General features: G+C 44.7%; 16 protein-coding genes. 11 read left to right on the top strand and 5 right to left on the bottom strand.

Translation table 11 applies throughout. The annotated features are described in order from the left end of the window. Window positions 1-24 precede the first annotated feature (24 nt). From metE to ABUE20_RS13045, 4 genes are all read left to right on the top strand, one after another. On the top strand, window positions 25-2,307 hold the full coding sequence (gene metE / locus ABUE20_RS13060; RefSeq protein WP_408620374.1) for a 5-methyltetrahydropteroyltriglutamate--homocysteine S-methyltransferase: 2,283 nt from the start codon (window positions 25-27) through the stop codon (window positions 2,305-2,307). A gap of 438 nt (window positions 2,308-2,745) precedes the next feature. Continuing rightward, window positions 2,746-3,999 carry a serine hydroxymethyltransferase gene (gene glyA / locus ABUE20_RS13055; RefSeq protein WP_408620373.1) on the top strand — a complete coding sequence of 418 codons (1,254 nt, stop codon included), beginning with the start codon at window positions 2,746-2,748 and terminating at the stop codon, window positions 3,997-3,999. A gap of 514 nt (window positions 4,000-4,513) precedes the next feature. Next, entirely contained in the window at window positions 4,514-5,458 is a 945-nt protein-coding gene (locus ABUE20_RS13050) for an abortive infection family protein (RefSeq protein WP_408620372.1), read from the top strand. Window positions 5,459-5,604: 146 nt separating this feature from the next. Continuing rightward, window positions 5,605-6,210, top strand: coding sequence for a Vat family streptogramin A O-acetyltransferase (locus ABUE20_RS13045; protein ID WP_408620404.1), 606 nt, complete (start codon window positions 5,605-5,607; stop codon window positions 6,208-6,210). Here ABUE20_RS13045 and ABUE20_RS13040 read toward each other — a convergent pair. Further along, window positions 6,143-6,955: a histidine kinase dimerization/phospho-acceptor domain-containing protein gene (locus tag ABUE20_RS13040; protein ID WP_408620371.1), complete on the bottom strand. Its 813-nt coding sequence runs from the start codon at window positions 6,953-6,955 to the stop codon at window positions 6,143-6,145. The genes ABUE20_RS13045 and ABUE20_RS13040 overlap by 68 nt on opposite strands. A gap of 215 nt (window positions 6,956-7,170) precedes the next feature. Continuing rightward, window positions 7,171-7,746 (bottom strand): PadR family transcriptional regulator, encoded by a 576-nt coding sequence (locus ABUE20_RS13035; protein ID WP_408620370.1) that lies wholly within the window; start codon window positions 7,744-7,746, stop codon window positions 7,171-7,173. A gap of 199 nt (window positions 7,747-7,945) precedes the next feature. Here ABUE20_RS13035 and ABUE20_RS13030 point away from each other — a divergent pair, with 199 nt between their 5' ends. From ABUE20_RS13030 to ABUE20_RS13020, 3 genes are all read left to right on the top strand, one after another. Further along, complete coding sequence (locus ABUE20_RS13030) at window positions 7,946-9,214, top strand: L-lactate MFS transporter (RefSeq protein WP_408620369.1); 1,269 nt, start codon at window positions 7,946-7,948, stop codon at window positions 9,212-9,214. Window positions 9,215-9,231: 17 nt separating this feature from the next. Continuing rightward, window positions 9,232-11,184, top strand: coding sequence for an oxidoreductase (locus ABUE20_RS13025; protein ID WP_408620368.1), 1,953 nt, complete (start codon window positions 9,232-9,234; stop codon window positions 11,182-11,184). 75 nt (window positions 11,185-11,259) lie between these two features. Beyond that, window positions 11,260-11,769: a GNAT family N-acetyltransferase gene (locus ABUE20_RS13020; RefSeq protein WP_408620367.1), complete on the top strand. Its 510-nt coding sequence runs from the start codon at window positions 11,260-11,262 to the stop codon at window positions 11,767-11,769. Window positions 11,770-12,017: 248 nt separating this feature from the next. Here ABUE20_RS13020 and ABUE20_RS13015 read toward each other — a convergent pair whose 3' ends face one another. Then, the gene (locus tag ABUE20_RS13015) at window positions 12,018-12,989 is read right to left on the bottom strand and encodes an alpha/beta hydrolase (RefSeq protein ID WP_408620366.1); all 972 of its coding nucleotides are present in this window, start codon (window positions 12,987-12,989) and stop codon (window positions 12,018-12,020) included. Between the two features lie 121 nt (window positions 12,990-13,110). Here ABUE20_RS13015 and ABUE20_RS13010 point away from each other — a divergent pair, with 121 nt between their 5' ends. Beyond that, window positions 13,111-13,572: a MerR family transcriptional regulator gene (locus tag ABUE20_RS13010; protein ID WP_408620403.1), complete on the top strand. Its 462-nt coding sequence runs from the start codon at window positions 13,111-13,113 to the stop codon at window positions 13,570-13,572. Window positions 13,573-13,644: 72 nt separating this feature from the next. Here the strand turns inward: ABUE20_RS13010 and ABUE20_RS13005 are convergent, their stop codons facing one another. Continuing rightward, window positions 13,645-14,163 (bottom strand): cysteine hydrolase family protein, encoded by a 519-nt coding sequence (locus tag ABUE20_RS13005; RefSeq protein WP_408620365.1) that lies wholly within the window; start codon window positions 14,161-14,163, stop codon window positions 13,645-13,647. A 126-nt stretch (window positions 14,164-14,289) separates the two neighbouring features. Here ABUE20_RS13005 and ABUE20_RS13000 point away from each other — a divergent pair, with 126 nt between their 5' ends. After that, window positions 14,290-15,204, top strand: a complete 915-nt coding sequence (locus tag ABUE20_RS13000; RefSeq protein ID WP_408620402.1) for a GlxA family transcriptional regulator — start codon at window positions 14,290-14,292, stop codon at window positions 15,202-15,204. A gap of 123 nt (window positions 15,205-15,327) precedes the next feature. Here ABUE20_RS13000 and ABUE20_RS12995 read toward each other — a convergent pair whose 3' ends face one another. Further along, entirely contained in the window at window positions 15,328-15,768 is a 441-nt protein-coding gene (locus tag ABUE20_RS12995) for a DoxX family protein (RefSeq protein ID WP_408620364.1), read from the bottom strand. 470 nt (window positions 15,769-16,238) lie between these two features. Between ABUE20_RS12995 and nrdR the strand changes: the two genes are divergently transcribed. After that, on the top strand, window positions 16,239-16,688 hold the full coding sequence (nrdR, locus tag ABUE20_RS12990; RefSeq protein ID WP_408620363.1) for a transcriptional regulator NrdR: 450 nt from the start codon (window positions 16,239-16,241) through the stop codon (window positions 16,686-16,688). Window positions 16,689-16,700: 12 nt separating this feature from the next. Continuing rightward, the gene (ribD, locus tag ABUE20_RS12985) at window positions 16,701-17,822 is read left to right on the top strand and encodes a bifunctional diaminohydroxyphosphoribosylaminopyrimidine deaminase/5-amino-6-(5-phosphoribosylamino)uracil reductase RibD (RefSeq protein WP_408620362.1); all 1,122 of its coding nucleotides are present in this window, start codon (window positions 16,701-16,703) and stop codon (window positions 17,820-17,822) included.

Genomic DNA, 17,822 nt, shown 5'->3' with positions numbered 1-17,822 from the left:
TCTATACATCTAAATGAGGCTGACATGACCCAGATCCATAACTTAGGCTACCCGCGAATTGGCGGGGACCGCGAACTGAAAAAAGCGATTGAACAATATTGGAAAGGACACTTAAGTGAAGCGCAGTTACAGGAAGTTGGGCGAGCGATCCGCCTGGAAAATTGGAAAACTCAAATTGACGCGGGAATCGAGAGGCTTCCCGTGGGCGACTTTGCCTGGTATGACCCTATGTTACAGCTTGCTCAGAGTTTCAATGTGATCCCGAAACGTCATCGTAGCCATCAGCAGGCCTCTCCATTAGCACAGTTATTTGAATTGGCCCGTGGTGCAAGCCATTGCTGCGCGAACCAAGCCGCCATGGAAATGACAAAATGGTTTGATACTAACTATCACTATCTGGTGCCTGAGTTTGAGGCGGATCAGCCTTTTTCACTCGGCGACAGCCCGCTATTAGCTCAAATTGATGAAGCCAAAGCTTTGGGCAAACCGCTTAAAGCCGTGCTCACCGGGCCGTTAACATTTTTATACTTGGGGCGGAATGATTCAGACAATATTTTGCATCGCTTGGACGAATTGCTCGACGTTTATGCGCAGCTGTTAAACGCCGTGGCTGACAAAGGGGTGGAATGGGTGCAAATAGATGAACCGATTTTAGCACTGGAATTGCCCCTCGAATGGCAGCAAGCTTTTAGCCATGTGTATACCCGGTTGGCTACATTGCCGATTAAAGTGTTATTGACCAGTTACTTTGGCGCAATTACTGTGGATTGGCCCACGATCGCTAGCTGGCCAGTCGCTGGGCTGCATCTTGATTTAGTGCGTGCTCCAGAGCAGTTGGAACAAGCATTGCGTTATTGGCCGAGCGATAAAGTGCTGTCGCTGGGGGTGATTGATGGCCGGAATATCTGGCGCAGTGATTTGAAAGCAACGATCAACGCACTTGAAACCGCCCAACAAAACTGGCAGCAACAGTTATGGTTAGCACCTTCATGTAGTTTAGTACATGTCCCGGTCTCGACGGAACGCGAGCAACTATTGGATGAAGAACTACTCAGTTGGCTGAGTTTTGCTAAGCAAAAATTATCGGAGCTGGTGTGTGTGGCTCATTATTTAGATGGCAAAGCGGATGAGCGAGACAGCCATTGGTTGGCCCAAAGCCAACAAGTGGTAGCGACTCGTCAACAGTCGTTGCGAATTACCGACCACGGTGTGCGAGATCGGGTGATGCAGTTAACCGAAGATGATTTTCATCGCGCAACCGCTTATGTTGAGCGAGCGAAGTTGCAACGTGAAGCACTCAATCTGCCCCGATGGCCAACCACCACCATTGGCTCATTCCCGCAAACTGCCGATATTCGTCAGCACCGTGCTGCATTTAAAGCTGGGCGAATCACGCCCGCAGAATATGATGACTTTATCGCTGCCCAGATAGACGATGTGATTGCGCGTCAGGAAGCGTTGGGCCTGGATGTATTGGTGCATGGGGAACCAGAGCGCAATGACATGGTGGAATATTTTGCGCCGTTACTGCAAGGCGTGGCACAAACTCAGTTTGGTTGGGTGCAGAGCTATGGTACCCGCTGCGTGAAACCACCGGTTATTTTTGGTGATGTGAGCCGACCGAAGCCTATGACGGTTCGCTGGAGTGCTTATGCGCAGTCGAAAAGTGCCAAACCAGTGAAGGGTATGTTGACCGGACCGCAAACCATTTTGAACTGGTCATTTGTGCGCAGTGACTTGCCGCGAGCCGACGTGGCCGATCAGATAGCGTTGGCGCTACGTGATGAAGTGAGCGATCTGGAACGCGCCGGGATTAACGTGATTCAGATTGATGAACCGGCACTGCGGGAAGGGTTACCTTTGCAGCGCCATCAATGGTCAGCCTATTTGGAGCGAGCCGTGCGAGCCTTTCGCTTAAGTGCCAGTGCGGTTAAAGATTCCACGCAGATCCACACCCATATGTGCTACAGCGAGTTTAATGACATCATCGCTTCAATTGCGAAGATGGATGCCGATGTGATCACGATTGAAACATCGCGTTCGGCAATGAAATTGCTAGATGCCTTCGAAGCGTTCGACTATCCCAATGAAATTGGTCCGGGCGTGTACGATATTCATTCGCCAGTGGTTCCGGACGCTACCTGGATTGAAAAACTGTTGCGGTTAGCTGCTGAAAAAATCCCGGCGGAGCGGTTATGGGTGAACCCTGATTGCGGCCTGAAAACCCGCGATTGGCCAGAAACGGAAGCCTCAATTAAGGTGATGGTTGATGTCGCCCGTAAACTGCGCCAACAAGGGAATCATTGAGAGTAAACATCCATAATGGCCTTATGATGTGGCCATTATGGACGGGTGAACTTATGCAAGTTTGTATTAGGGTTCGTGTCATCTTAAATTAACTCGAGCCGAATATAGCGCTATGTGGGCCATAATAACCATCTTTATGAGGACTCGCATGAACTCATTAAGAAAGTTTCATCCTCTGTTTTTAAAGCGCAATTAAGGCAGATGATAAGGATGACGGTTAGCAAATAAGCGATAGGTTTATGAGGATTTATGACTTTTTTTCAAGCTGGGAAAAAAATTTCCGATTTTTATATAAAACTCATCGATAGGGGTTGAGCTTGAAGACGATTTGCGGAATCATGCGACATCTAGTCAGTGCCTTTAAAGCAAGGAAGAGCACTGAAATTATATCTTATAAAAGATAACCCCCAATATTACGAAAAGAGCCAGGAGAAACTGATGCTAAAGCGCGATATGAATATTGCAGATTATGATGCGGAACTTTGGCAGGCAATGTCTGCAGAAGTTCAGCGTCAGGAAGAACACGTAGAACTTATTGCTTCAGAAAACTATACCAGTCCCCGAGTGATGCAGGCGCAAGGTTCGCAGCTCACTAACAAATACGCAGAGGGCTATCCTGGCAAACGTTATTATGGCGGGTGTGAATACGTTGATGTTGTTGAAACACTAGCGATTGAACGTGCTAAAAAATTGTTTGGCGCTGATTATGCTAACGTTCAACCGCATGCCGGTTCACAGGCCAACGCCGCTGTTTATCAGGCTTTGGTTCAGCCGGGCGACACCGTGTTGGGTATGAGTTTGGCGCATGGTGGACATTTGACTCACGGTGCCAGCGTATCATTCTCAGGTAAAATTTATAACGCAATCCAGTATGGTATTAAAGCAGATACTGGTGAATTGGATTACGATGAAGTGGAAGCTCTGGCGAAAGAGCATCATCCTAAAATGATCGTGGCGGGTTTCTCCGCTTATTCGGGAATTGTTGACTGGCAGCGTTTTCGTGATATCGCCGACTCCGTGGGGGCTTATCTGTTTGTAGATATGGCACACGTTGCTGGTTTGGTGGCTGCGGGCTTGTATCCTAACCCAGTGCCGATTGCTGATGTTGTTACGACAACCACTCATAAAACCTTGGCGGGTCCTCGTGGTGGTTTGATTCTGGCGAAAGCCAACCCTGAAATCGAGAAAAAACTGAATTCAGCCGTCTTCCCGGGAGGACAGGGTGGTCCTTTAGAACATGTAATCGCTGCCAAAGCCGTTGCGTTTAAAGAAGCGATGGAACCCGAATTTAAAGCCTATCAGCAACAAGTGTTGGACAACGCCAAAGCAATGGTCGCTGTTTTTCAGGAACGGGGCTACAAAATCGTTTCTAACGGCACGCAGAACCATTTGTTCTTGGTGGATCTCATCGACAAAGATATCACCGGTAAAGATGCCGATGCTGCATTAGGTCGTGCGAACATCACGGTGAACAAAAACTCAGTACCGAATGATCCACGTTCACCTTTTGTGACTTCGGGGTTGCGTATTGGTACTCCAGCCATAACTCGTCGTGGTTTTAGCTTAGAAGAAGCTAAATATCTGACTGGCCTGATTTGCGATGTGTTAGATGACCTGACCAATGAAGCCAATATTGAAGCGGTAAAAGCGAAAGTCATCGATCTTTGCAAACGCTTCCCAGTTTATGCCTAAGTTGCATTCACTGTTTGATACTAACAAAGCCGCGATTTATCGCGGCTTTGTTGTTTAGAGACAATAAGAGCTTATGTGAAAGCAGTGCCTAGAATTGGCTTTCATGCTTAAAAATTTCCTGCAACTTTCTGCCGTTATAGCAACAATCTTCTAAAAATTGGCTATGATTCATAGTGATATCCCGTAATGATAAAATCATGTACAAATAACCAGTACTATTATTTTTCTGAAAAAATGGCGCGCATTTTGGGGCAAGGAAATACATACGCTATTTTGGAAATATTATAAAAAATAATTCAAATCATAGTGTTATAAATTCAAATGGAACACGATTGCTCCAATCCAGAGGAGATATGCGCGCTCATTTCGCAACTGAGGTATATCGAGAGAAATCGGTATAACTTTCTGATAAATATAATTTTATTAGAGTTTTGGATAAAAGTGTGCAGGTGTTTTTGAGCGTGCGCGATATACAGCTGTTAACTTTCTCAAAATTATCCTTCAAGGAGACTCAGTGGCTATTTTTGAATTATTTTCATCGCGCCAAAAAAAAGCTCGTGGTGATGTACCTGATGTTTATCAGTATGATGATATCCCCAACAAGCTTAGGGTTCAGATTATACATATTGTTAAAGCGACAATAGGAACTAGAGAAAATACGACTCCTTACGGTGGTCCTACAATTTGTGAACAGGTATATCAAAAAATTCATCAAATACTATGTAAGGAATATGGTGTGTTTTCACTAGCTAATAAAAATTATTCTAGTGATTTTGAATCAGTATATGAATTCTTTTTGAAAACAGATAAATTTGAAGAATGCTTAGATATAATTGAACTGACTTTTAAGGTGATAAGAAATTACGTAAAACCGAATCAAGGGCAGTTTGAGAGGGAAGCAGGAATTCAACAAAAAGCAGACGATGCTATTAATGAATTAAATCAAAGATTCAAGGAAACTGGCGTAGGATATGAGTTTGTTTCGGGTGAAATTGTCAAAATAGATTCACAATTTATTCATAGTGAAATTGTAAAACCTGCATTGTCAATTTTACAAGAAGATGAGGCATTTGCTGGTGCAAGAGATGAATTTCTTTCAGCACATGCACATTATCGAAATCAACGATATAAAGAAGCTCTTGTTGATTGTTTAAAGTCATTCGAAAGTTTAATGAAAGCAATATGTCAAAAACATGGTTGGTCGTTTGGTAAAAATGATACAGCCAAAAAACTGATTAACATTTGTTTAACCAATAACCTAATTCCTAGCTATATGCAGGAACAATTTAGCCAGTTTAGAGCTTTGCTTGAAAGTGGAGTCCCAACTGTCAGAAATAAAGAAGGTGGGCATGGGCAAGGTTCGGAAATCAAAAATGTATCAGCAACAATGGTTAGTTATACATTACATTTGACAGCGACCAATATAGTCTTTTTAGGTTCGTGCGATAAAGAAAGTTAACAAGGCGTTTCAATTGACAAAATAACTGTCACGAATTTTGGTTCCCAAAATATAGCGCCATATATTTTGCAACTGAACTTTGCGTTAAAAGTCACAGACACATCGGAGGCATTTTGAAAGGTCCAAGTCCTGAAGATAAAGAACCTATGAAGGGGTTCCCCCAGGTAGGATATTTGAAGAATTACATATCTTCTGAAAATATTATCGTTGGTGACTATACCTACTACGATGACCCTGAAGGTCCTGAGCGATTTGAGAGCAATGTGCTTTATCATTTTCCGTTTATTGGAGATAAGCTCATAATAGGGAAATTTTGCGCTATCGCAAAAGACGTAAAATTCATCATGAATGGCGCTAATCATAAAATTTCTGGCTTTTCGACATACCCATTCCAAATATTTGGTAACGGCTGGGAGAAGGTCATGCCTAAAGAGGGGGAGCTACCCTACAAAGGCGATACAGAAATTGAGAATGATGTTTGGATTGGCTATGAAGCTACAATTATGCCGGGAGTCAAAATTGGCAATGGTGCAATAATAGCAAGTAAGTCTGTTGTTATATCTAATGTTCCAGCGTACAGCGTTGTTGGTGGTAATCCTGCAAAAGTCATTAAATATCGATTTGATGATAGTACAATCAGCGAACTCCTAGAAATAGCTTGGTGGGATTGGAGTGCTGAAGAAATTACTGAAAATCTCGAAGCAATAGTTGGTTGTGACCTTGTTGCACTTCGGAAGGCAAACGACTTTTAACACAATGCCTAAGAGCATTAGAAATAATATTACCCACTGCACGTTGCAGCATCTGTTTATCACCGAACTGCACACTATTCCCGCTTAACTCAAGGCTGACTTGCTTCTCTTCAGCCATAGATTCATAGAATTCGAGCAATGGTTTGATAATCTCTTCTAATTGAAGTCTCTTTTTATTATTGTGAAGTAACCGATTTTCAGACTTAGCTAAGTAGAGGGTATCTCTAATCGTTTTACTCAGCCTTTCCAATTTCTCCGAATTGGAGCTGAGTATTTCCTGATACTCAGCCACCGTTCTCTTTGATGATAAAGCGACATGAGTCTGAGTCATAATATTGGTTAAAGGCGTTCGTATTTCGTGTGCTATATCAGAAGAAAACTCACTCAGCCGGTTAAAACCATGTTGTAAGCGTTCTAGCATCTCATTTTGCGCTTCACCCAGTTGAATGAGTTCTACAGGTAATTCCCCGACAGGAACTCTGATATCCAACCGATTGGCATTAACCTTACTCAGATACCTCTGTAAAACTTGCAGAGGTTTTAATCCCTTGTGAACAATAAACACGGCATATAAACCTGATATCACATTAGTTATCAGAAAAGTCCACAGTAGTACTATATTAAACTTGCTAATAAAGAGGATATGGGGGGTGATATTGAGTCCAAGTACAATAGCACCATATTGCGGGTGATTTAATTGAAACCGGAAGGCACGATATGTTCGTCCGTTGACAGTCCATTCCATAGAGTTCATCGATGTGGAATCATGAAAATTTTAATAGGCTACCCACCTGATGAAACCAGTACTTAGGCGATTTTTATAAAATTTAGAGGGAGCAACCTGGGCGAGAGTCTTCCCTTGAATTTTGATTAATTTATCGGTAAAGCTGCTGCTTCCGATTTATTTCTCTGGTGGGTGTCCTGCCTATACCTACTAGTCCGCTGAGCTAGCGTTTCGCTCTAGTCTTTAGCCCTAGGATTCGGAACCTCATTCGATATGGATTGTTCACAATAGCCAATTACTTTGTTAATCCAATTGAGAAGCATTTCTTCACGCATGATAGCGCTCTCAAGAATAATAAAATCGCCAAAACGGTCACTATCGTGTGGGGGCAGATCCGGATATTGCTCCGCTGTTTTTTTGAGCGAATTTAGGCGTTTGGTGTGCTGCATTTTTTGGCTTTCGAGCAGCTTTATCCGGCTATTCAGGTCAAGATTGTTGGAGAAGTACATCCGCATCCGAAACACATCTTTGGCCGTTTTATCCATGATTTCATCTTTGTGTAACCAGTGAAGGAGCTGATCTTGGCCTTCTTCTGTAATGGTGTACGACTTTTTCTCCAGAATGTCGCCGCTGATTTCAATATCAAAGGTGACTAAGCCTTCCTGATACAGTTTTTTTAGCTCGGTATAGATCTGGCTATGTTTGGCATGCCAGAACTCAGCTAACTCATAATTAAACTCTTTGGTGATGTCATAACCGGTCATGGAATGACGGTTTAACAGTCCCAGAATGGCATATTTTAGCAATCTCATGCTTGGGGTCTCACACATCATGACTCGACAAATCATATCAAACTGCCTAATTGCGAACAATAAACATGACTTTAAACAAAGAATAGGTTCGTATAAACATGTCAACATTTACATGTTTTAAAATGAATGATTCATGAATTGAACAATAGACGTTTGAAATGTAATTCAATCGATATGTAATTTTGCGAGGGAATGAGGAATGACTCAGGACTATACAAAGAAGCGCTGGGCAATTTTGCTGGCCTGCTGCTTTATTAATTTATGTGTAGGCTCGATGTATGCGTGGAGTGTATTTTCCACGCCGATGGCACAGTATTTGGGAGAGCTAAATGGCACTGCTTTAACCGGTGCCGATATGGCGATCGTGTTTATTGTTTGTAATTCAGTCGGCCCTGTCACGATGATTACCGGCGGTAAAATCAATGATACGTTCGGGCCTAAACTCGTGATCGTGGTGGGTGGTTTATTGTTTGGTGGGGGCATGATCCTATCTGGATATGCCACAGAATTGAGCGATCTCGTCTGGAGCTACGGCATTGTCACCGGCCTTGGTTTGGGCATGGTGTATGGCACGACGATCAGTACCTGTATCAAGTTTTTCCCGGACCGCCGCGGTTTAGTGGGCGGTTTAACTACCGCGTTGTTTGGCCTGAGCTCGGTCATCATTCCTCCGATTGCGGCCATGATTACGGCTTCTATGGGCGTTATCGCAGCATTCAAAATTATTGGTGTAGTCTTTACTGTGATTGTATGCGCCAGTGGATTGGTGATCACAAAATGCCCGGATGGGTTTAAACCGGCAGGGTGGAAACCTAAGCAAACGGCAGGCGCACCGTCTGTAGTGAATAAAAATTGGAAAGAGATGCTGGTTTCTCCCACTTTTTACGTATTGATCTGCCTGCTCACTTCAGGAGCCGTTGCCGGGCTGATGTGTATTCCACTCGCTGCGCCTTTGGCACAACGGATGATCGGTATGGATGTTGCGGCAGCCACTGGCGCTGTCTCTACACTGGCTTTCTTTAACGTCTCCGGGCGAGTGTTGGCGGGCATGCTTTCTGACCGTATCGGACGTTTAAACACGCTGGCCTCCACTTGCTTGCTTTCTATGATCGGTCTGTCGCTGCTGTATGTGGCCGAGCAGGGGGATGTCACGCTCTTTTATATCGGGCTGTCCGTTATAGGGGTCTGCTTCGGCTCTTTTATGGGGGTCTTCCCAGGCCTGACCGCCGACCAGTTCGGTCCGAAAAACAACAGTGTTAATTTCGGCATTATGTTCACCGGCTTTGCTATTGCAGGATATGGTGGCCCGACCATTATGCGTGAAGTATTTCATGCGACTCATAGTTTTAACCACGCTTTCCTCATCGGTATCGGATTTAGTGTGTTGGGATTCATTCTGACCTTCGTATTCCGCGTCGTTAACCGCGCTTCAAATCAAAAAATTGTGTTGCAACAAGCAGCGAACTAATCACGGATAAAACAGCCATGAAAAGAAAATTTCCTAATCTGAGCAAACCTATCAAAATTGGTAATGTGTATTTTAGAAACCGTATGTTCGGTGCTCCGATGGGTGGAACTGATATTACGGCCGATTGTACTGTCGGGCCCGCATCGACCAAGTTTTACGAGAACCGCGCCAAAGGGGGCGTATCCAGTGTGACCGTCAGTGAGCTGGTGGTCCATCCAGAAACCGAAGGTTCTCACATGTATCATCTGGACCTGCAAACACCGGGATCGTTGGCCAGCTTTACTTATACCGCGGATGCGATTCGTCGGCATGGGGCGATTGCCAGTGTGGAGCTGTCGCACTCGGGGCAGTATGCCGGGACCTATTTAACGGACAAAAGTAAAAAAGAAGGATTGTGTCAGTGGGGCCCCAGCGATGGAACTCGCCCGGATGGTCGTGAAGTACGAGCACTGACTCAGGCGCTTATCGACGATATCGTGGCGGCTTACGGTGAGAAAGCGGCGTTGGCGAAGCGGGCTGGCTTTGAGATGGTGATGGTTCATGGGGGACATGGTTGGTTAATCAACCAGTTCCTGTCGCCTTACTTTAACAAACGCAGCGATCAATATGGCGGGAGTCTGGAAAACCGGGTTCGTTTTGCTCAGGAAGTGCTCGACAGTGTCCGCAAGGCTGTCGGTCCGGGATTCCCCATTGAATTTCGTCTGAGTGGCTCGGAGCTCTTTGATGGGGGATATGATCTACAAGAAGGGATTGAAATAGCTAAACTTCTTGAAAGCCGTATCGATTTACTCCATGTCTCCGCAGGGACTTACCAACGTGGTTTTGGGGTGACGCATCCCTCAATGTTCTTGCCACACGGCAGCAATGTTTATCTGGCTGAAGCGATTAAAAAGCATGTCTCGGTTCCGGTTGCAACCATCGGTGGCCTGAATGATCCGGAGCATATGGAAGAAATTATTGCTTCAGGCAAAGCCGATATTGTGGAAATGGCGCGTGCCTTGCTGGCTGATCCAGAATTACCGAAAAAAGTCATCACGAATCAGGATGACCGCATTATTCACTGTCTGCGTTGTTTCACCTGTATGGCCGAGCGGGCTGAAACAGCCACCCGCCGTTGTACCGTCAACCCGATCATTGGTCGTGAGCTGGATGGGTTGGAAATTGTTCCTGCCGCTCAAAAGAAAAAAGTATTGGTGGTCGGCGGTGGTCCGGCCGGGTTACAGTCCGCATTGACTGCAGCCAAACGGGGTCATGAGGTTATTCTGTGTGAAAAAGGTGACGAAGTTGGTGGGATCTTGGTTGGTGAGCAGGCCATTTCGTTTAAACGTGAGATGTACCAGCTGGGGGTGACACTGGGTAAATTGTGTGATGATGCCGGCGTGGATATTCGTTTGAATACGATGGTTGATAAAGCGTATGCGGATCAGATCGATCCTGATCACATCATTCTGGCCGTGGGCTCTGCACCGTTCGTTCCGCCAATCAAAGGCTTGAAAGAGAACGCGAATGTCGTGTTGATCAATGACTATCACCACCATATTGATGATATTACGGACGATGTGATCGTGTTGGGCGGCGGTTTAGCCGGTTGTGAAGCTGCAATTCACTTTGCACGTGAAAACAAGAACGTCAAACTGATTGAGATGAACAGTGAGTTATCTCCGGATGCGAACATTCGTCATCGGCCATTATTGTTGGCAGAAATCGAGAAATCCGGTATTGAGGTGTTTAAAAACCACAAAGCGATTGAAGTGACAGATAATGGCGTAGTGTGTGAGAATGCACAGGGCGAAACTGTGGTCATCGGCGGCACCAGCATTGTGTGTGCACTTGGGCAACGTTCGCGCCGTGAAAGTGTCGATGAACTTTGGGATTGCGCACCGCTGGTGGCACAGGTTGGCGACTGCGTCAAAGTATCTACGATTACCACCGCGATTTATCAGGGGCATCACGCCGCGCTTGATATCTAATTGACGATGCGGATGTCTTGGCTTTGTGTCAGGACATCCACCCCTAGGGTGCTCAACATGAGCCAGGAGGACGATATGTTCATTCGTGAAATAAAGCCTGAAGAGTTTGTGATCCTGAGTCAGTTGATGGTTGATGTTTATTCTAATCTTGAAGGTTTTCCAACACCTCAGGAACAACCTCATTATTATGAGATGTTACAAAACATAGGGGCTTTAACACAAAAACCGAACACAAAGGTGTTAGTAGCGATATCCGATAGTCATCAACTATTAGGGGGTGTTGTTTATTTCTCGGACATGAAGCAATACGGCTCGGGTGGAACAGCAACAACCGAAACCTGTGCTTCGGGCATTCGGCTATTAGCTGTTCGCCCTGAAGCAAGAAAGCATGGCGTCGGTAAAGCTTTAACTGAGTATTGTATTGATTTAGCAAAACAATCAGCTCATCAGCAAGTGATTCTACATACCACCCAAGCCATGGCCATTGCATGGAAAATGTATGAAAAGTTAGGTTTTGTAAGATCAGAAGATTTAGATTTTCAGCAAGCGGAATTATCTGTTTTCGGTTTTAGATTGACGTTGTAATCGACGAATGACTCATGCGGTTTGACACGTCGTTCTGTTAGCGGAAGATCAAAACTTAATGGGGCATTTTTGTTATTGGAAGCCGTGCTATATTGACTGCTTCTTATATGGCTTTAAGTATTTAATAAGCGTTTTGAATGGAGCTGCCCATTGCATATGCAGGAGCTAGGGCACATCGCATTCAAAACGCTGTTTATTCGAACAAAACGGGCAAACAGATAAATAGCGTATCGTGCCGCCGTTTGCGATTACATATTCTCTTTAAAGAATTGTTCTAGTTTGTCAAAAGGAATCACGTCCATATTGTCATACAGATCCGTATGTACAGCATCTGGGATAATCAGTAATTCTTTGTTATCTCCAATAAGTTTAGTAAAAGCATCTTTACTGAAGTAGCAAGAGTGAGCTTTTTCTCCATGAACGATCAGAACGGCGTTACGGATCTCATGGCTGTACTGAAGAATTGGCATATTGGCAAAAGAGAGTGACGAAGTAACATTCCAGCCGCCATTGGAGTTGAGCGAGCGAGCATGATAACCGCGCTCAGTTTTGTAATAAGCGAAGTAGTCTTTGACAAAGAATGGGGCATCTTCGGGAACTTCATCCGGAACTCCTCCCGCTAAGGCATAAGAACCGTTTTTATAATCTTCGGTTCGCTGTGCGTTTAGTTGTTGACGCATTGCATAGCGGTCATCAGCGCTCATCGAATCAAAATAACCATTGGCTGTCACACGGGTCATGTCATACATCGTTGAAGTGACGGTGGCTTTGATTCGAGTATCGATGGCAGCCGCATTGAGTGCCATGCCGCCCCAACCACAGATCCCGATGATCCCGATTTTTTCTGGATCAACGTTCTCCAGAGTTGAAAGAAAATCAACGGCAGCCGAGAAATCTTCGGTATTGATATCCGGTGAAGCCACATATCTGGGCAGACCGCCACTTTCTCCTGTATAGGAAGGGTCAAAGGCGATAGCCAGAAAGCCTTTTTCAGCCATCGTTTGGGCATATAAACCGGAGGACTGTTCTTTCACCGCACCAAATGGTCCGGCGACAGCAATAGCGGCTAATTTCCCAGAAGATTCTTTCGGTTGGTATAAATCAGCGGCCAGTGTTATGCCATAGCGATTATGGAAGATAACTTTACTGTGGTTTACTTTAGCGCTTTTCGGAAAAACTTTATCCCACTCTTGCGTTAACTCTAATGTTTGGTTGTCCACTTTTGGTTTCTCCTTTGCTAAAAATTGTTGAACGGTTATGTGTTCACAAACGATATGTTAAGTTACTCCCTAAAGCCGACTTTAGGTCAAGTATAAATTTTATTTGAAGGGGAGTTTTGTGATGTATTCCATTGGGGAAGTTTCAGAGATGTTCCAACTTTCGATTCCAACATTACGTTATTATGATCGGCAAGGATTATTGCCGAATCTTAAACGAACTGCCTCGGGTTTAAGATCATTTGATCATAACGATGTAGAAGGGATTCGGATGATTGAGTATCTAAAAAAAGCCGGAATGCCCCTTAAAGATATTCGAACTTTCATGGACTGGTGTACGATTGGAGATGCCACATTGGTAGAACGACGTGATCTGTTTTTTGAACGATTAGAGGTCGTTCAAGCTGAGATCGCCGCGCTGAATCGGGTGCAAGATTTACTGCGGTTTAAATCTTGGTATTACAGTGAGGCGGTAAAAGAACAGACTGAAGACCGGATTAAAAACATTCGGCCGGAAGACATGCCCGAAGACATCAGACAAGCTTATGAGCGCTCACATACTGATCTGATTTGTCCCAGCCTTTAAAAGGTCTCCAGTGATCTTAAGTTCTCCATGATATCGGTTCAGATAACTGGAACTATTCCGCTCATTTGATATTTAAAATACCTGATGACTGCTGATGAGCGGAACCCGAATTGAGACTGCATTTAAGGCGATCGCGTGGATCATGCTATCCGTGGTTGTGCAACAATCCTCGATAATTGAAACCTGATATTTTTCGGCCTGTCTGGATAGCGCCGTATGGGTCACGCAATTTTGGGTCATCATCCCACAGATCAGTAATTCATCAATATCATACTGACTAAGAGTCTGTTCTAAATGAGTCTGATAAAAACTATCAGCATATTGCTTCTGGATAAATTCCGCATGAGGAGCTATCGCCATTATTTCAGGATGAATACGGGCTCCTTCACTCGTTTGTTCAAAAAAAGGGGCCTTTCCTTTAGGCGCCGCAGAAATATGCTGGATAAGAAATACCGGAATATTTCGGTCATTTGCTTTTATGATTAATTGTTTAATCTGTTGCAGTGTTTTGTCGGTATTCCATAACGGAAATTTCCCGCCCGGAAAATAATCATTTTGGATATCAATCACTAATAATGCTTTTTGATTCATGTTTAAACCTGCGTGGTCTGAGCTGTTGATTTAGATAAATTATGGATGATTGGCGGCGCGCACTTAAGAGGTTAAAATGACATAAAAGAGGTTAAAACCGACATATAGAGGCGCAATGTGAACGATGTGGTCAAAGTATCCGTCGGCATTTGTGAGTATCCTGCGGCATTAAAATCGGCTGTTTATGGCCTTGAAGAGATGTTGCTGCTGGCCAATAGAATTTGCCAAGAGCAGGGCATTAAGGTGATATTCGAGCCAACGATTGTTCAGAAGGTCGACCTGAGCTTACAGACTTTCACCGTGATTGTTCTGCCGCCCAGCTCAGCGGGTGATTATTATCTAAATCCTCACTCAGAATTGATTGACTGGCTTCAACGGCAATATGCGAATGGCGCGGTGCTTGCGGCAGCCTGTGCCGGAGTTTTTATTCTGGCCAAAACAGGTTTATTGAATGCCCGAGAGGTGACAACTCACTGGGCGTTAGCCGAAACGTTTAATCGGATGTTTGTGACTATTCCACTTAATAGCAATAAAATAGTCATTGATCAGGGAGATATCATCACCGCGGGTGGGATGATGGCGTGGCTCGATCTTGGGTTTAAGCTCATTGCTCAATACACGTCTTCAAAGGTTGTGCGCCAACTTGGGAAAACATTGGTCATGGATACCGCCCAGAGAGAGCAGAGCTATTATCAGCAATTTAATCCGTCATTCTCCCATGGCGATCAGGCGATTATTTCAGTTCAGCAACAAATGCATCAGCATTATGCAAAACCGTTGTCGGTACACTGTTTAGCTCAGCAGGCGCATCTTACCGAACGAACGCTGCAACGGCGATTTTTAAAAGCCACCGGTTATAATCCGAAACAATATATACAGCGACTGCGGATCCAGAATGCTTGTGATTATTTAGAAAGCACTCAGCATTCGTTTGAGTGGATTGCCAACCAAGTCGGTTATGAGGATATTAGCGCCTGCCGTAAGGTTTTTATCCATATTATTGGACTGACGCCAAGGGCATTTCGACAGCGCTTTCATTAATTTAAAATGTCTAAAGAAGATGGAACGAGAAGAATAGCAATGGGGTCGATACTGCGAAATGAGAAGGACTACTTACTGAATAAAAAGCTCACCGCCAAGTGAAGCGGTGAGCAAATGGCCATACTACGATATTTTTGCACTAAGGATTTTATCGATGGACAGACGGCCAGAACCACTTACTAACAATGACGCACAGACAGCAGCTAGCGCCAGAGCATACTCGAAACCGTTATTCGCTAGGAATAACCCATTGCCGATGTGCACGGAGAAGATAGCGACTAACATGGTAAAACCGATCACCGCAGCTGCTGGGCGAGTTAATAAGCCCAAGATCAGACACAAACCACCAAAGAACTCTGCACTACCGGCCATTCCAGCCATCAAGATCCCTGGATGCAGGCCAAGTGAGGCCATAAATTTCCCGGTCCCTTCCAAGCCATACCCACCAAACCAGCCGAATAATTTTTGGCTGCCGTGTGCCATTAAAATGATCCCAACCGGTACCCGTAAAAATAGCGGTGCAAAATGTGATTTTGATGATAAAACGTTGTTAACCAATGACATAGCTTGCCTCTTCCATTTAATTGCCATTGCCATGCAATGAAGTAAATTTGTAAAAATAATCCGTTGATTCACGAATCATTCTGGATGGGGCTAATTTGTCACTGAATGCGTCAAGTAACAAGCTGCTTATGATGAAAACATTGTTAAAAATAATTAAACATAAAGAGTGTTAACGATGTGTGTATTTAACAGGTAAGATTGGATTATCTGCTATTTATTACCGTCATTTCTTACCTGTTTGTGGGTTAAACTGTACCTGTTCAGGGTTTATCGGTACACTATAAACTATTGATCGGTACCGATTGTTATTCGAATGATAGTATTTGTTTGTATTTTTGCGTGTGTTCTTAGTGATTGATATCGATAACGATATAGCTCAATCATTTTTGAATAAAAGTATAAGCGATGTTTGTTAAACGAATGAGTCAAGATCAACAGGCCTTAATAATTAATTCGAATGGATAATTCCCGTGCACTGTCCTTTTTGTAATGCAAACGATACAAAAGTGATCGATTCTCGTCTGGTAAGCGAAGGACACCAGGTTCGTCGCCGGCGAGAGTGTTCACAATGCCATGAACGTTTTACCACGTTTGAAGTGGCTGAATTAGTCATGCCCCGAGTCGTTAAAAGTAATGGCTCCCGGGAACCTTTTAATGAAGATAAGATGCGGGCCGGAATGGCTCGTGCCTTAGAAAAACGGCCTGTTGGCACCGATGCGATTGAAGAGAGTATCAATTCTATAAAATCACAATTGCGTGCAACCGGTGAGCGTGAAGTGGCCGCGAAGCTGATTGGTCAGCTGGTGATGGATGCGTTGAAAAAACTGGATAAAGTGGCCTATATTCGTTTTGCATCGGTTTATCGCGCTTTTGAAGATATTCGTGAATTCGGTGAAGAGATCGCACGTTTAGAAAAATGATAAGGGCTGAATATGAGTGAATTTTCAGCGCAGGACTATCAATTTATGGCCCGTGCGTTACAGCTTGCGGCTCGAGGCCGTTTTACCACACCTCCTAATCCGAACGTCGGATGTGTGATTGTGCAGCAAGGCCACATCATCGGTGAAGGTTTTCATGTTCGCGCTGGTGAAGGCCATGCGGAAGTCAATGCCGTTCGTGATGCAAAATCCAAAGGGCATTCACTAGTGGGGGCGCGTTGCTATGTCACGCTGGAACCTTGTTGTCATTTTGGTCGGACGCCCCCATGCGCACAATTGCTAATCGATGAAAAAGTTGGATCGGTGGTGATGGCGATGCGTGATCCTAATCCTCGGGTTTGTGGGGGAGGAAAATCGATGCTGGAAGCCGCTGGGATCCAGGTCGCTAGTGGTTTGATGGCCGAGCAGGCGGAACAGCTTAATCGTGGCTTCTTGATGCGGATGCGGCAAAATCGTCCTTATATTCGCTTGAAAATAGCGACGTCTTTAGATGGGCGTACGGCACTTTCCAACGGTAAAAGCCAGTGGATTACCGGGCCATTATGTCGACAAGATGTACAGCGTGAACGGGCTCAGAGCCATGCTATTTTATCAACGGCCCAAACGGTGATCGACGATCAGGCTTCTTTGAATGTGCGTCCTCAAGAGATGAGATCGCTGGGGCATACCATTGTCGCCGACGTTCGACAGCCGATCCGGGTGATCATTGATCGGCGCCAGCGATTGACGGGGCATGAGCGTTTGTTTGAGTTGCCCGGGCGGATTATTCGAGTGACGACCCGCCAGCCGAACCATGAATTAGGTGAATCGTTGGTGGTTCCGAAAAGTGAACATTGGTTGCAGGCCGTATTAACACAATTGGCGCAGCTTGAAATTAATGATCTCTGGGTTGAAGCCGGAATGAATTTTTCCGGGGCCTTGTTAAAAGAGCAATTGGTTGACGAATTAGTTTGGTATCATAGTAGTCAATTGTTAGGGAATAGTGCCCGAGGTATGGCGGAGATTGGGTGTTTAGATGAGCTCTCGCAAGCGCTGTCGTGGACACTACTCGAACAGGTTCAGATCGGTGATGAGTTCAAATATCGTTACCGCTCTCGGTTACAAAAGGCGTCATAA

This window comes from Celerinatantimonas marina (genome assembly GCF_046054165.1).
In the GTDB taxonomy this organism is placed as follows: Bacteria; Pseudomonadota; Gammaproteobacteria; order Enterobacterales; family Celerinatantimonadaceae; genus Celerinatantimonas.
Note: the sequence above shows the minus strand (reverse complement) of the source record. Positions and strands in the feature narration are given on the sequence as shown.